Annotated in this window: 13 protein-coding genes; 4 read left to right on the top strand and 9 right to left on the bottom strand. The window is 70.3% G+C overall.

Annotated features, from left to right (window positions below; all coding sequences use genetic code 11):
- Window positions 1-2: 2 nt before the first annotated feature.
- The 7 genes from ACQEU1_RS31465 to ACQEU1_RS31435 all read right to left on the bottom strand — a co-directional run bounded on the left by ACQEU1_RS31465 (window position 3) and on the right by ACQEU1_RS31435 (window position 6,982).
- Complete coding sequence (locus tag ACQEU1_RS31465) at window positions 3-1,538, bottom strand: amino acid permease (protein ID WP_433209547.1); 1,536 nt, start codon at window positions 1,536-1,538, stop codon at window positions 3-5.
- 156 nt (window positions 1,539-1,694) lie between these two features.
- Window positions 1,695-2,621: a cation diffusion facilitator family transporter gene (locus ACQEU1_RS31460; protein WP_433209544.1), complete on the bottom strand. Its 927-nt coding sequence runs from the start codon at window positions 2,619-2,621 to the stop codon at window positions 1,695-1,697.
- Window positions 2,622-2,662: 41 nt separating this feature from the next.
- A complete protein-coding gene (gene manA / locus ACQEU1_RS31455) occupies window positions 2,663-3,877 on the bottom strand; it encodes a mannose-6-phosphate isomerase, class I (protein WP_433209541.1) in 1,215 nt (404 codons plus the stop codon).
- Between the two features lie 19 nt (window positions 3,878-3,896).
- Entirely contained in the window at window positions 3,897-4,961 is a 1,065-nt protein-coding gene (locus tag ACQEU1_RS31450; RefSeq protein WP_433209538.1) for a hypothetical protein, read from the bottom strand.
- Window positions 4,962-4,966: 5 nt separating this feature from the next.
- Complete coding sequence (locus ACQEU1_RS31445) at window positions 4,967-5,167, bottom strand: Trm112 family protein (RefSeq protein ID WP_285643981.1); 201 nt, start codon at window positions 5,165-5,167, stop codon at window positions 4,967-4,969.
- Between the two features lie 10 nt (window positions 5,168-5,177).
- Entirely contained in the window at window positions 5,178-6,530 is a 1,353-nt protein-coding gene (locus ACQEU1_RS31440; RefSeq protein WP_433209534.1) for a phosphomannomutase/phosphoglucomutase, read from the bottom strand.
- An 83-nt stretch (window positions 6,531-6,613) separates the two neighbouring features.
- Complete coding sequence (locus ACQEU1_RS31435) at window positions 6,614-6,982, bottom strand: DUF3499 domain-containing protein (RefSeq protein WP_285643984.1); 369 nt, start codon at window positions 6,980-6,982, stop codon at window positions 6,614-6,616.
- 93 nt (window positions 6,983-7,075) lie between these two features.
- On the opposite strand from ACQEU1_RS31435, the gene ACQEU1_RS31430 reads away from it, so the two are divergent.
- Window positions 7,076-7,519 (top strand): metallopeptidase family protein, encoded by a 444-nt coding sequence (locus ACQEU1_RS31430; RefSeq protein WP_382443527.1) that lies wholly within the window; start codon window positions 7,076-7,078, stop codon window positions 7,517-7,519.
- Window positions 7,520-8,107: 588 nt separating this feature from the next.
- On the opposite strand, the gene ACQEU1_RS31425 is transcribed toward ACQEU1_RS31430, so the two are convergent.
- The gene (locus ACQEU1_RS31425; protein ID WP_433209530.1) at window positions 8,108-11,275 is read right to left on the bottom strand and encodes a glycosyltransferase; all 3,168 of its coding nucleotides are present in this window, start codon (window positions 11,273-11,275) and stop codon (window positions 8,108-8,110) included.
- A 31-nt stretch (window positions 11,276-11,306) separates the two neighbouring features.
- Window positions 11,307-11,612: a WhiB family transcriptional regulator gene (locus ACQEU1_RS31420; RefSeq protein WP_051784712.1), complete on the bottom strand. Its 306-nt coding sequence runs from the start codon at window positions 11,610-11,612 to the stop codon at window positions 11,307-11,309.
- A gap of 245 nt (window positions 11,613-11,857) precedes the next feature.
- On the opposite strand from ACQEU1_RS31420, the gene ACQEU1_RS31415 reads away from it, so the two are divergent.
- The 3 genes from ACQEU1_RS31415 to ACQEU1_RS31405 are packed head-to-tail and all read left to right on the top strand — an operon-like array spanning window position 11,858 to window position 14,915.
- Window positions 11,858-12,613 (top strand): site-2 protease family protein, encoded by a 756-nt coding sequence (locus ACQEU1_RS31415; RefSeq protein ID WP_433209526.1) that lies wholly within the window; start codon window positions 11,858-11,860, stop codon window positions 12,611-12,613.
- A gap of 33 nt (window positions 12,614-12,646) precedes the next feature.
- Window positions 12,647-13,600 carry a 2-phospho-L-lactate transferase gene (gene cofD / locus ACQEU1_RS31410; RefSeq protein WP_433209523.1) on the top strand — a complete coding sequence of 318 codons (954 nt, stop codon included), beginning with the start codon at window positions 12,647-12,649 and terminating at the stop codon, window positions 13,598-13,600.
- Window positions 13,593-14,915, top strand: coding sequence for a coenzyme F420-0:L-glutamate ligase (locus tag ACQEU1_RS31405; protein WP_433209520.1), 1,323 nt, complete (start codon window positions 13,593-13,595; stop codon window positions 14,913-14,915). The genes cofD and ACQEU1_RS31405 overlap by 8 nt, the downstream gene beginning before the upstream one ends.
- The last annotated feature ends 30 nt before the right edge of the window (window positions 14,916-14,945 follow it).

The raw sequence follows: 14,945 nt of genomic DNA, 5'->3' as shown, positions 1-14,945 counted from the left end.
AGCTAGACGCCGGGCTCTTCACCGTGCTTGACCACCGGTTCGGACTCGACCTTGCTCTGCCCCGTCCTGCCCAGCACGGAGTTGCGCCGGCTGTAGGCGAAGTAGACGACCACGCCGAGCGCCATCCAGATGAGGAACCGGACCCACGTGAGCGCGGTCAGGTTCAGCATCAGCCACGCGCAGGCGATGATCGCGAGGATCGGCACCAACGGCACGAGCGGCACGCGGAAGCCGCGTTCGAGATCGGGCCGCGTCCTGCGCAGCACCATCACGCCCGCCGACACGAGGATGAACGCGAACAGCGTGCCGACGTTCACCATCTCTTCGAGCTTCCCGGCCGGGAAGAAGCCGGCGGCGACCGCCACCAGCACACCGATGATGATCGTGATCCGCGTGGGCGTCCCGTGGCTACCGGTCTTCGCCAGCCCGCGCGGCAGCAACCCGTCCCTCGACATGGCGAACAGCACGCGGCTCTGACCGAGCATCAGCACCATGACCACGGTCGTGAGACCGGCCAGCGCACCGACCGAGATCACCGTCGCGGCCCAGTCGACCCCGTTCTGCGCGAACGCACTCGCCAGCGTGGCGCGGGAACCGTCCGGCTGCGTCGCGAGCTCCTTGTACGGCACCATGCCGGTGATCACCAGCGTGACGGCGACGTACAGCACCGTGACGATCGCGAGCGAGCCGAGGATGCCGCGCGGCACGGCCTTCTGCGGGTTCTTCGTCTCCTCCGCCGTGGTCGCCACGACGTCGAACCCGATGAACGCGAAGAACACGATGCTCGCCGCGGCCAGCATGCCGAGCACGCCGTAGGTGCTGCCCGAGTAGCCCGTGATCAAGGAGAACAGCGACTGCTCGATCCCCGTGTGCGCGGCGGGACCGGCCTCGGCGGCGGGCGGGATGAACGGCGAGTAGTTCTCGGCCTTGATGTAGCTGACGCCCAGCACGATCACCAGCAGCACCACCGCGACCTTGATGGCCGTGATGACGGCGCTGACCCGCGAGCTCAGCTTCGTGCCGACGACGAGCAGGACGGTGAGCACCGCGACCAGCAGCACAGCGCCCCAGTCGAACTTGATGCCGTCCCCGACCTCGGTCTTCACGTCGAACCCGAACAGCCCCAGCGTGGTCTGCAGGTACGCCGACCACCCCTTGGCCACCGCGGCCGACCCGACCGCGAACTCCAGCACCAGGTCCCAGCCGATGATCCACGCCGCGAACTCGCCGAAGGTCGCGTACGAGAACGTGTAGGCGCTACCCGCGACCGGCACCGTCGAGGCGAACTCGGCGTAGCACAACGCGGCCAGCGCGCAGGCGATCGCCGCCAGCACGAACGACAGCGAGACCGAGGGCCCCGCGATGTTCCCGGCGGTGCTCGCCGTGAGCGTGAAGATGCCGGCACCGATGACGACCGCGACACCGAAGACGGTGAGGTCCCACGCCGTCAGGTCCTTGCGGAGCTTGGTACCCGGCTCGTCGGTGTCCGCGATCGACTGCTCGATGGACTTGGTGCGCCACAACCCGTTCCCCGGCACGGTGCATACCTCCTTGATGGAACTCGTCCGGCCCACCCTAGAGGTATCCACCTGCTGAGATGCCTATAGCTCCTGCCCGGGGTTTGTCCGGCGTTCTGTCTCGGTACGACAAAACCGCCCCGGGAGTTAACCCGGGGCGGTTCTGGGAGAACGAGATCAGGAGGTGGTGGAGACCGTGGACCGGTCGAGGTCCGGCTCCAGGTAGATCAACCGGGCGTGCGGCACCTTGTTGCGCACCCGGTGCTCGGCGTCGTTGATCGCCTGGGCCACCTCGTCCAGCGGCAACCGGGGCTCCAGCGCGATCTTCGCCGCGACCAGCAGCTCCTCCGGCCCGATGTACTGGGTCTTGATGTGGATGACCCGCTGCACCTTGCCGGCGGCCAGCTCGTCGATGATCACGTCGAGGTCGGCGTCCGACGCGCCCTCACCGATCAGCAGCGACTTCATCTCGATGATGAGGATGACCGCGATGATGCCGAGCAGCACACCGATCGCGATGGTGCCGAGGGCGTCGAAGACCGGGTCGCCGGTGACGGTCGTGAGGCCGACGCCGAGCAGGGCCAGCACCAGACCGACGAGCGCGCCGAGGTCCTCCAGCAGCACGACGGGCAGTTCCGGCGTGCGGGAGTTGCGGATGAAGCCCCACCAGGTGGCGTCGCCCTTGATCTTCTTCGACTCGTTGATCGCGGTGACGAAGCTGTAGCTCTCCAGGCCGATCGCGACGACGAGGATGCCGACCGCGACGAGCGGGCTGGAGAGGCCCTCGGGTTCCTGGAGCTTGTGGATGCCCTCGTACAGGGCGAAGACCGAGCCCAGGGTGAAGAGCATCAGCGCCACGACGAACGACCAGAAGTACCTGTCCCGGCCGTAGCCGAACGGGTGCAGCTTGGTCGCCCTGCGCTGTGCCGTCTTCTGGCCCAGCAGCAGCAGGCCCTGGTTCGACGTGTCCGCGACCGAGTGCACCGACTCGGCCAGCATCGACGACGAGCCGGTGATCAAGAATCCGACGAACTTGGCCACCGCGATACCGGCGTTCGCCACCAACGCCGCGACGATCGCCTTGGTCCCGCCCCCTGCTGACACGCCTGTCTCCTTGCAACCAGTCCGGTTTGTCCGGCCGAACCTTAGTCTGTTCCGGCCGTCGCGCGGAAAAGTTCAGCGGATTCGACACCATCCGGTCGCACCAGGACGGCGGGGTCCGACGCGGGCAGCCACACGGACTCGCCGCGGGACAGCCTCAGTTCCTCACCGCGCGCGTTCGTGAGTACCACGGCACCGGACGTGCAAATCATGATCTGCGGACCGTGGTGGTTGATCCGCGTCTCGCCCGTCAGGTCCAACCTGGACAGTTCGAACTCCGGCGCGGGCGTGCGGTAGACGCGGACGCCCGGCTGGACCTCCTCGCCCAGCATGACCTCCATGTCACCGCACGTGAAGTCGAGCACGCGCAGCAGCTCGGGCACGTCGACGTGCTTCGGCGTGAGGCCGCAGCGCAGGACGTTGTCCGAGTTCGCCAGGATCTCGATGCCCGTTCCCCGCAGGTACGCGTGCAGGTTGCCGGCGGGCAGGTGGATCGCCTCACCGGGCTGGAGCACGATCCGGTTCAGCAGCAACGCGGCCAGCACGCCCGCGTCACCGGGGTACGACTCGCCGAGCTCCAGGATCGTGCGGCACTCCATGTCGAACTCGCCATGCTCCTTCACGTGCAGCACGCACGCGTCGAGCACCTGCGGCAGCAACGACGACAGCGATGTCTGCGGCAGCGTGATCAGCATCGTGAACAGGGCGCGCAGGCCCGACGAGTCCGGCTGCGCCACCAGCATCTCGGTGTACGGGGCGAGCGCGGGAGCGTCCAGGGTGCGCAGCAACGAGACCGTGCGGGACGGCTCGCGGAAACCCGCCAGCGCGTGGAACTCGGTCAGCGCGCAGATCAGCTCGGGCTTGGCGGCCGGGTCCTTGTAGTTGCGGACCGGCGAGTCGTGCGGCACGAGCCGTGCTTCCTCCGCCGCGAACCCCTCCGCCGCCTGCGCCGCCGACGGGTGCGCCTGCAGGCTCAACGCCTCCTCGGCGGCGAGCACCTTGAGCAGGAACGGGAGCCTGCTGCCCCACCTCGCGGCGACCTGCGTGCCGAGCTGGCCGTCGGGGTCCGCCGTCAGCAGTTCGAGCAGCGAGCGCTCGGCGCCGTCCGCGCCGACGACGCGGGACGGGTCGCCGGGGTGGGCGCCCATCCACAGCTCTGCCTCGGGATGGGGTGCGGGCACCTCCTTCCCGAGCAGCTCGGCGATGGCCGTGCGTGATCCCCACGCGTACGGCCTGACCGCGTTGTGCAGCAGGTCCACTTCTGAGTCAGCTCCCAATTCAGTACGGGTTGCCGCCGAGCGTTCCGGCGGCGAGCCCGAGGTACAACGCGGCCAGTTCGAACCGGAGGGCCAGCAGCGCGGCGCTGACCGCGTCGCCTCCCGCCACCTCGACGGCCGGCTCCAGCACGTCGGCTCCCGGCAACGCGTCCTCGGCCGCGTGCCGCACGGCGTCGGCGACCGGCCCTTGGCGCACGGCCAGCAACAGCACGCGCACGAGTCCGCTGCCCGGCTCGTCGTCCGGGTCCGCGAAGAGATCTGCACCAGAGGTTCCCTGCACCGCGCGGCGGTGCAGCACCGGGCGGGTCAACGCCTGCGGGTACCCGCAGACGTCGCTCGCGACACCCGCGAACGCCGCCAGCACGCCCGCGCCGTGCACGCCCACGGCCGTGGCGACCTCGTCGAGGCCCCACAGCAACGGCGTGCGGTCGGCGACGCGCAACGCGAGCGACTTCGCCGGGTTCACGAACGACTCGTGCATCGGGTGGTCGCGCTCGGCCTCGCGGTCGAGCTCGTCGGCGATGAGCTCGACGTCGACCTTGAGCAGCCCGAGCGCGTGCAGCACCAGCAGCCACGCGGCGAGCGCGCGCGGGAAGCTGAAGCCGGGCGGGACGTCGATGCGCGGCGCCAGCAGCACACCGCGGCCCGCGGCAGCGGCGGCGACCGGACCCGCGTCCGGCGCCGTCAGCAACGTGCGGGCGCCCCGGCGGACGGCCCGGTCGATCGACTCGGCGAGCACCCGGTCACCGGGGTCCTCGGTGTGCGCGAGCACCACGTCGAGGGCACCGACCCACGGCGGCACCTCGTCGGCCAGCACGACCGGAACCGGGCAGCCGGGACCGAGCAACGCCGTGACGATGCCCGCGACCGCCACCGCGTGGCCGGGCCGGGTGACCAGCACGACCGCGCGCGGGCGTTCGGCGAAGATCCGCTCCACCCCCGCCTCGGCCGCGGCCTCGGCGGTGGAGCGGACCTGGGCCCCCGCCCGTGCGGCGGCGCGCAGCCAGCCACCCGTGTCGGCGTCGGCGAGGCGGCCCGAGTCGTCGAGCAGCGTGTCGTCGAGCACCTACGTCACCCAGCCGACGGCGGCTCGACCGCCTCGTCCAGCAGCAGCACCGGGATGCCGTCGCGCACCGGGAACGACCTGCCGCACGACGTGCACGTGAGGAAGTCGGCCTCGGGGTCATTCGGCGTCCCGACCTGCAACGGAGCGTGCTCCGGGCACGGGCAGGCGAGGATTTCCAGCAACTGCTCTTCGAGCTTGACGGCCACGGTTCTCTCCTCAGGCCCGCACGATCGCGAGGACCTCGTCGCTGAGCGCGGCGACGGCCTCGGGGGTGGCGGCTTCGACGTTCAGGCGCAGCAGCGGCTCGGTGTTCGACGCCCGCAGGTTGAACCACGACCCGTCCGCCAGCTGCACGGTGAGACCGTCGAGCTCGTCGATCGTGACGCCGTCCTTGGAGCCGTACGCGTCCTTGATGGCGGAGAGACGACCGGCCTGGTCGGCCACGGTCGAGTTGATCTCGCCGGAGGCGGCGTAGCGGTTGTAGACCTCGGTGAGCTTCGACAGCGGGCCGTCCTGCTCGCCCAGCGCGGCCAGCACGTGCAGCGCGGCCAGCATGCCGGTGTCGGCGCGCCAGAAGTCGCGGAAGTAGTAGTGCGCGGAGTGCTCACCGCCGAAGATGGCGCCGGTCTTGGCCATCTCCTCCTTGATGAACGAGTGGCCCACGCGCGTGCGCACGGGGTTGCCGCCGTGCTCCTTGACGATCTCCGGCACCGCGTGCGACGTGATCAGGTTGTGGATGATCGTGCCGCCGGGGTCCTTGGCGAGCTCGCGGACGGCCACCAGCGCGGTGATCGCGGACGGGCTGACCGGGTCGCCGTTCTCGTCCACGACGAAGCAGCGGTCCGCGTCGCCGTCGAACGCGACACCGGCGTCGGCGCCCTCGGCCCTGGTGCGGGCCTGCAGGTCGACGATGTTCTTCGGGTCGAGCGGGTTGGCCTCGTGGTTCGGGAAGCTGCCGTCCAGCTCGAAGTACATGGGGATGACCTCGATGGGCAGGCCCTCGAAGACCTGCGGCACGGTGTAGCCGCCCATGCCGTTGCCCGCGTCCACGACGATCTTGAGCGGGCGGATGTCCTTGAGGTTGACCAGCTGGTTCAGGTACTCGGCGTACTCCGCGAGCATGTCGCGCTCTTCGAAGGTGCCCTCGGTGACGCCCTCGGCGTCGGCGACCTGGTTCTCGGCGTCGCTGCGGATCTGTCCGAGGCCGGTGTCCTGGCCGACGGGGCTCGCGCCCGCGCGGCAGAGCTTGATGCCGTTGTACTGCGCCGGGTTGTGGCTCGCGGTGAACATGGCACCGGGCAGGTCGAGCTTGCCGGACGCGAAGTAGAGCATGTCCGTGCTGGCCAGGCCGATGCTGATGACGTTCACGCCCTGCGCCTGCGCGCCCGCGGCGAACGCCCGGCTCAGCTCTGGCGAGGAGTCGCGCATGTCGTGGCCGATGACGATGGTCGGTCCGCCGACGAGGCGGGCGAACGCCGCGCCGAAGTCACGAACCAGGCCGGCGTCCAGCTGCTCGCCGACCACCCCACGGATGTCGTACGCCTTGACGATGCCGGACAGGTCACGCACGCCGCACACTCCCAGGAAACTCGCTCTTGACGGCCACTGCTCGGCAGCCTACCGGCGAGAAGATTAGTGGTGCGTGTGGTCGCTCAGTCCTCGTGCGGGTCGGGCAACACCCGCAGGTGACCGCGCCGATGACTGCCGGCGCTGCCCGCGGGCACGTCGGGCAGTTTCGGGGACACGTCAGCGCGCCCGGCCTCGCGCACCGCCTCGGCCAGGGCCGTCAGGTCGTCCACGCTCGGCTCGGGCGCCGCGAACTCACCCTGGTGCCTCACGACCTCCCAACCGCGTGGCGCGGTGAGCCGCAGCGCGTGCTCCTCGCACAGGTCGTAACTGTGCGGTTCGGAGTACGTGGCGAGCGGCCCGACGACCGCGGTGGAGTCCGCATAGGCGTAGGTGAGCGTGGCGACAGCCGGGTTAGCACACCCGGTTCGCGAGCACCGTCTCACGCTCCGCACGATCGGGGACGATAGCGCGTCCACGGGATGCTGTGTGTGAGGCACGCTGTGTTTAGTCGTCGGAGCGAACAACTAGGCTGCTGGGTTGTGGTGATGGCACGGGGTTCCCAGCGGCAGAATTCGCCGCGCCGACGCAACCGCGACCGGCACGGCAGAGGCCTGCGCGGCCCGCTCTACCCGGCCACCCTCCCGGCGGCCCGCTCGAGAGCAGAACGCTTCGACGCCCTGGTCATCGAGGCTCTGGAGCCGATCGAGGCCCGCTGGCGCACCGAACTCACCCAGCTCGACGTGGCCGTGGACGACGTGCCGGAGGTGCAGGTCGAGGGCGAGGACGGCGTGGTCGAGGACGGCAACGTCCCGCTGGCCCGCCTGCTGCCTCCGGGGTCCGACAACCGTGCCCGGATCGTTCTCTACCGCCGCCCCCTGGAGGCGCGGGCGAAGGACGGCGCGGACCTGGCCGACCTGGTGCACGACGTGCTGATCGAGCAGGTGGCGAACTACCTGGGCCTGGACCCGGACGTGGTGGACGAGGGCTGAGACGCCCCTCACACCCGATCGAGACCTCGCGCACGCTCGCGCAGGGGTCCCCTCGGCTTCGGAGTCCCCCGCGACCCAACGTACCGACGGGGTCTGACAGCCAAGGCGATCAAGAAACGGCACGCCTGACGGCACGCGAAGCCGAAGGCGAGCCGACCCGACGGCACGCGAAGCCGAAGGCGAGCCGACCCGACGGCGAAGCCGAGGCGGTTGGCTCTTGTCTTGAGCCAAGAGGGCCCGGCGGTGGGGTCCCGTCACGAGTCGCGCCACAGCTCTTGCTGCACCAGAGCAGGGGTGTCAAACGGACACGCTTTTCGTCCGTTTGACACCCCTGCTCTGGTGTGGCCCGCTCTTGGCTCGACTTGTGACGGGACCCCACCACCAACCCAACAGGCAGCCGCCCAACACAAACAGGCGTGCCATCAGCCTGCTCACGGCGCGGTGCCCCCGATCAGATTGCCGGGGGTCTGGGGGCAGAGCCCCCGGAGGGAAGCACGCACCAGGAACCCGCCGCCCGCAACCGGGGAACCCAACGGACCAGGCGAACCCTACGGACCCCAGGCGAACCCCGACGAACCAGGCAACCACCTACGGACCAGGCGAACCCCGCCGCCGAGTAGGGATCGCGGTCAGCAGCGTGAACAACGCGGCCGCCGCCTGCCCCAACAGCAAGAAGTCCCGCAGCGTCGTGCTCAGAGACGCCCGAACCTCAGCCCCGTCCCCCGGCAACGGCACCCCGACCAGGTGACCCCAGGCTCGCACCACGGGCACCTCGGCCCCGTTCACGAACACCCGCCACCCCGGTTCGTCCTCGGCGGCGAGCACCAGCACCCGCCCCTCCCCACCAGGCGAAACCCGAACCGCCACCTCGGGCAGCGTCACGTTGACCGGCGCCACCCCGTCAGCGCCCAGCGCATCCGGCGGCTCCCCACCGGTTCGCGCCCGCCGGGCCAGGTCGGGCGCCAGCAACACCCCGGTGTCCGCCGCCAGCCTCAGCCGCAGCACCGGCCGGCCGTCCGACGCCCGAGGTGCCTCCGACACCAGCTCCCCCACCGCACCGCGCACCCGAGCCGCGGCATCCTCGGACGGCAGCACCACGAACGAGACGCCGGACGACGCGGCCTGTGCCAGTGCCAGCTTCGCTCCCGCCCCGCCGTCCAGCAGTGCCGAGTTCCACCGCCGCAACCGGGCGGGCGAGGACACGGTCGGCACCAGGTCGTCGTCGCCGAAGGCCGGCATCCGCCCGGCGACCTGACGCACGGGCGATCCGAGGATCAGCACCGAGCGCCCGGTCCGCTCCAGCTCGGACGTCAGCGACGCGTTCAGCGCGACCCCGCCGTCGGCCTTCAACGGCCCGGACCGCAGGTCCAGCAGCCCGGCGACCCCCAAGCTCACCAGCGTCACCACGCCGACGACGTACACGGCACGGCGAACGCGGGCCAACCGGGCGATGCCCGGTGGCACGCCGCGTTGGCAGCCGGCGAGCACCACACACACGAGTCCCCACGCCAACAACACCAAAGGCGTCCCGGGCCACGCACCTACGGCGGCCACGGCGGCGAGGGCGCCGATGGACAGCACGATCACCAAGAGTCCAGGCAGCATCAACGCGTTGGGGCGCAGCACAGCAGCAGCGAACGCCGCCGCGACGAACACCGAACACACGATCAGGTTGGGTGGCGGCGAGGAGTAGGCGGCGCCGAGGCCGTTCAGGACCATGTCGGGGTGTTGCAGCAGCACGGCGGGCCACGGCACGAGCAACGCCATCGGTAGCAGCACGATGGCGAACAGGGCGGCGATCCGCCGAGCCCCGCCGGTCACGGCCAGGAAGCCGGCCAGGGCTCCCACGATGATCACGACGTGCGTCAGAGGTGAGAACGCGCCGAGCACGGCCACGCCGATGGCCGTGCCGGACGCCATCGGCAGCCAGGCGTGGGTGGACGACGCGCGCAAGACCGCGAAGACGCCAGCGAACACCACGGGCGTGACGATGTGCACGACGACGACGTCCAGGCGACCTTCGGACACGGCCGTGGTGGCTACAGGCAGCAGACCGTAGAAGGCGGCGACCACCGCGCGCACGGAACGTCGTACGCGCAAGCCGCGTGACGCGATGTAGGCCGACAACGCGGCGAGGGGGATATCGCCGAGCAACAACAACGCGACGGCGAACGACGGTCCGCCAGGGATCAGCCCGAGGACGGCCAACGCTGCGGGAGCGGGTGCCGCGGTGCCGCCGCCCACCGGGTGCCACGACGCCAGGTAGGTCGACCAGACCTCCCCCGCTGTGCCGACGGGGAGCAGGCGTCCGCCGGCGAGGTCCAGGCCGAGGCGAGACCAGTTGGCGACCAGCGCGACGACCGAGAGGCTCAGCAGGAGCAGCACCGGCGGTGCCAGCAGCAGGGAGCGCAGCACGCGCGACTGGTCGACCTCGACGAAGACCATGCCGGGTGCGCCGCGCGGACCGGGCGACGGGCGAGGGCGCGGGGACGGACGCAGAGCACCCGGCAGTGCGGCGTCCACGGGGACCACGACGGGTGGGCGGCGCAGGCCCGCCACGCGGGGGCGGCCGCGCGACGCTCCGGCCGGCAGCGCGGACGGGCCCACCGGGCGGGAGTCCACTTCGGACGGTTCAAGCCAGGTCGATCCGGAATCGGTTGCGGGCAAACGACCCAGGGCGGCGTCAGCGAGCACCCGGCGGCGGATCAGGAAGGCCGCGCCGGCGCGCACCGCGTTGCGCAGGCGGGTGAGTCTGCTGGTGAAGAGGCCGCGCACCACGGAAGAGCCGCGGCGAGCGCGCCTGCCTTCGAGCAGACGGCCTCGCGTCAGGAGGTAGCGGGCCGCTCCCACCTCGGCGTGTGCGTCGGCGAAACGCCGGAGGAGCAGGAAGCCCAGGGCGCGCAGCAGGGACAGGACCAGCAGGCGCGGAAGTCCCACCAGGAACGAGAAAGCTGAACAATTGACCAAGAAAGTGCGCATGCCGTGCGCCCGGTCGACGCCGCGAAATGACGGACCCGGCCGTGCCATGGCCGCGTCCAAACGGCGTGCGCCTTTAGTTGCGGCGCGAGCATGTCGCATGCGTGCGACGGGTACGCACAGGACCAAATGACCTGAGCGATTAGCGCGCCAGCCGAAGTCGAGATCGTCGCGCAGCAACGGCATCGCTTCGTCGTAACCGCCGAGGGAGTGCCACACCTCACGTTTGATCAACGATCCGGCGGACGAGACGGCGAGAACCTCGGTGCTCTGCTGAAACGATGCGGAATGTTCCGCCGAGGACAGACCCGTCTGTCGATGTCCTGAAGAATCCGTCGAGAGACCCGCCTCGACGACGAGCCGAGAATCCACCCAATCGAGGCACAGCGGACCGAGCACCGCGGCCGACGGCGACACCTCGGCGGCGGTCAGCAACGACACGAGGCAGTCGGGTTCGGGCGCGCTGTCGTCGTGCAGCAGCCACAGCCACTTGCCGGGATCGCCCCACCGCTGAACAGCGTGTTCGACCGCGATGCGCACGGCGGTGCCGAAGCCCGTGCCCCGCGGCGCGGTCAGCACCCCGTCCAGCAGATCTTCGGCCTCGGCCAGGACCTTCGCCGTCCGGTCTGTCGATCCGGTGTCGACCGCGATCACGTGCCGTGGACGAATTCGCTGGCGCCGCAAGGCAGACAGCGCCGTGCTGAGCCACTGGTCGCCGTCGTGGCAGACCAGGACGCACAGCACCGGCGCTGTCCGGAGCCTCGGGTGAGGACTTGTCACGTCCCCAAGTTAAGGCAAGAAGATCACGCTTCTAGACAGCTCTCTTCTTCAGTTTGCGGCGTTCTCGTTCGCTGAGACCGCCCCAGATGCCGAAGCGTTCGTCGTGCTGGAGCGCGTACTCCAGGCACTCCGACCGAACCTCGCAGCCCAGGCAGATGCGCTTGGCCTCCCGAGTCGACCCGCCCTTTTCAGGGAAGAACGCCTCAGGATCCGTCTGCGCGCAGAGCGCGCGCTCCTGCCAGTCCTGCTCGTCGGCAGGGTCGAACAGGTACGACAGCTCGCCCTGCACGACCGGCTGCGTGACGTGATCTTCTTCGAGCTCTTCGAATTCCTGCATTTCGTCCGCCTCCTCGCCTTCCGCTCTCCCCGGTTGGCGGACGCCAGACGCCGTTCCCACAACGACGAATGACACCGATGTGATTACACCTGCGTCACAGCGGGCGGTCAAGCGGAGTCCACACGTCGGGGGATATTCGCGCGGATGGCCGCAAAAACCTTGACTGACTGCACAGACAGTGATTCAGGTGTCGCAACCCGTTCCCGAACGGCCCACAGCGCCATCAGACACGCCACACTGGAGGGGTGAAGCGATCAGCGGTTCGCCCCAGCCCCATCTTCCTCGGCCTGCTCGCGGCGGTCGTCGCCGGAGCGGCCCTCACCCTGCTCGAGAGCAACGTCGCTATCAAGTCGGGCACCATCCTCTTCGTACTGGCCGGGTGGGCGGTGACGCTGTGCCTGCACGAGTTCGGGCATGCCGCCGTCGCGTACAAGGGCGGCGATTTTTCCGTACGTGACAAGGGTTATCTGACCCTCGACATCCGCCGTTACACCGACCCCGTGCTCAGCATCGTGCTGCCGCTGGTGCTGCTGGTCATGGGCGGAATCCCGCTTCCGGGTGGCGCTGTGTGGATCAACCACCACGCCCTGCGGAACAAGCGGATCGAGTCGTTGGTCTCACTCGCGGGACCGGTTTCGAACCTCGTGATCGGCGTGCTGCTGGCCCTGATCGTGGCGATCTTCTCGCCACCCACCGCGCTCGCCGCCGCGATTTCGTACCTGGCTTTGTTGCAGGTGTTCGCGTTCGTCCTCAACATCCTCCCGGTGCCCGGCTTGGACGGCTGGGGCGCCATCGAGCCGTTCCTGCCCTACAGCGCGCAGCGGTTCGGCGCGAAGGCCCGGCCGTGGGGCGCCCTGGTGCTGTTCGCCCTCCTGATCGCCTTCTCCGAGGTCAGTGCCGTGTTCTTCAGCCTGTCGATGAACGTGTTCGAGCTCATCGGCGGCGACCCGTTCTTCGCGTTCACCGGCAACGAGACCTTCATGTTCTGGCGCTACCTGTAAGGGCGAACCGGCGCTGTGGAAGCATGGGCGGGCGTGAAGGTCGTAGCACTGGTCGGCGGGGTCGGCGGCGCGAGGTTCCTGCAGGGCCTCAAAGCACTCGGAGCGGACGTCACGGCGGTGGTCAACACCGGCGACGACGTGTGGATGCACGGGCTGCGCATCACCCCTGACCTCGACACCTGCATGTACACGCTGGGCGAGGGCATCGACACCGAACGCGGCTGGGGCCGTGCGGACGAGTCGTGGACCGTCAAGGAGGAGCTCGCCGCGTACGGGGCCGAACCGTCGTGGTTCGGCCTCGGCGACCGGGACCTCGCGACCCACCTCGTCCGCACCCAGATGCTGCGCGCCGGCTACCCGCTCTCCGCCGTGACGGAGGCGCTGTGCGACCGGTGGAAGCCGGGCGTGCGGCTGCTGCCGATGTCGGACGACCGGGTCGAGACGCACGTCGTCGTCGACCTCGACGGTGAGACGAAGGCCATCCACTTCCAGGAGTGGTGGGTGAAGCACCGGGCAGGCATCCCCGCGCAGTCGTTCGCGTTCGTCGGCGCCGAGACCGCGACCGCCGGTCCCGGCGTGCTGGAAGCGATCGCCGAGGCGGACGCCGTGGTCCTGGCCCCGTCGAACCCGGTCGTCAGCGTCGGCACGATCCTGAACATCCCCGGCGTGCGCGACGCGTTGCGCAAGACCGAGGCCGGGGTCGTGGGCCTGTCGCCGATCATCGGCGGGAAACCGTTGCGGGGCATGGCGGACGCCTGCCTGGACGCGATCGGCGTGGAGACCTCTGCCGAGGCGGTCGGGCGGCTCTACGGCTCCCGCAAGTGCTCGGAGGACGGCATCCTGGACGCGTGGCTGGTGCACACCGGCGACCGCGCGGACGTGCCCGGTGTCGCGGTTCGCGCGGTTCCGCTGCTGATGTCCGATGTGGACACCACGGCGCAGATGGCCCGCGACGCGCTGGAGCTGGCCGGAGTCGACGTTGGCTGACCACGCCGCGGCGGCGCTGGAGCTGCTGCCCGTCACCGGCCTGCCGGAATTTCGCCCCGGCGACGACCTGGCCGGAGCGATCGCGAAGGCCGCCGGCTGGCTGCGCGACGGTGACGTGCTGGTCGTCACGTCCAAGGTGCTGTCCAAAGTAGAGGGACGGCTCGTCCGCGTGCCGGCCGATCCCGAGGAGCGGGACCGGATCCGGCGCGAGCACGTCGCCGCGGAGTCGGTGCGGGTGCTCGCGCGCAAGATGCGCACGCTGATCACCGAGAACAAGCTCGGCATCGTGCAGGCCGCGTCCGGGGTGGACGCGTCGAACGTGGCCGGCGACGAGATCGCGTTGCTGCCGGTGGACCCGGACGGGTCAGCAGCGTCTTTGCGCGCCGCGCTGAAGGCATCGCTGGGCGTCGAGGTCGCCGTGGTGATCACCGACACGATGGGCCGCGCCTGGCGGGTCGGCCAGACCGACGCCGCGATCGGCTCGTCCGGCATCCGCGTGCTGCACGACTACGCGGGCGCGGTGGACGAGCACGGCAACGAGCTCGCCGTGACGGTGGTCGCGGTCGCGGACGAGATCGCGGCGGCCGCGGACCTGGTGAAGGGCAAGCTCGGCGCGGTGCCGGTGGCGGTGCTGCGCGGGTTCGACGTGGTGGACGACGGGTCCACGGCACGCGACCTGAACCGGCCCGTCGAGGACGACCTGTTCAGCCTCGGCACGGAGGAGGCGCTCGCCCTCGGCCGCGCCCAGGCCGTGCTGATGCGGAAGTCCGTGCGGTTCTACTCGGACGAGCCCGTCGATCTCGCCGCGGTGCGTCGCGCGGTCGGGGCGGCGTTGACCGCGCCCGCGCCGCACCACACGAAGCCGTTGCGGTTCGTGCTCGTGCGGGAGAAGCGCGCGGAGCTGTTGACGGCCATGCGCTCGCAGTGGGAGACCGACCTGCGGGCCGACGGGTTCACTCCCGACCAGATCGCGCGGCGGGTGCGTCGCGGCGACCTGCTGGTGGAGGCGCCGGAGATCGTCGTGCCGTTCCTGGTCCGCGACGGCGCGCACACCTACCCGGACGCCCGGCGCGCGGACGCCGAGAAGACGATGTTCACGGTCGCCGGTGGCGCCGCCGTGCAGGGCCTGCTGGTGGCGCTCGCCGCCGAGGGGCTCGGCTCGTGCTGGGTGTCGTCGACGATCTTCTGCGCGGACCTGGTGCGGTCGGTGCTGGGCGTGCCGGACGACTGGGAGCCGCTGGGCGCCGTCGCGGTCGGGCACCCGGTCGAGCCGCTGGTGCCGCGCGAACCGCTGGAAGGACTGATCGAGCTTTGACTTCGTCCCGTCGCAACCGACGGGACGTCC

This window comes from Lentzea sp. CA-135723 (assembly GCF_050936595.1).
GTDB lineage: Bacteria > Actinomycetota > Actinomycetes > Mycobacteriales > Pseudonocardiaceae > Lentzea.
The sequence above is the reverse complement of the archived record's forward strand: the minus strand, read 5'-3'. Positions and strand labels throughout refer to the sequence as shown.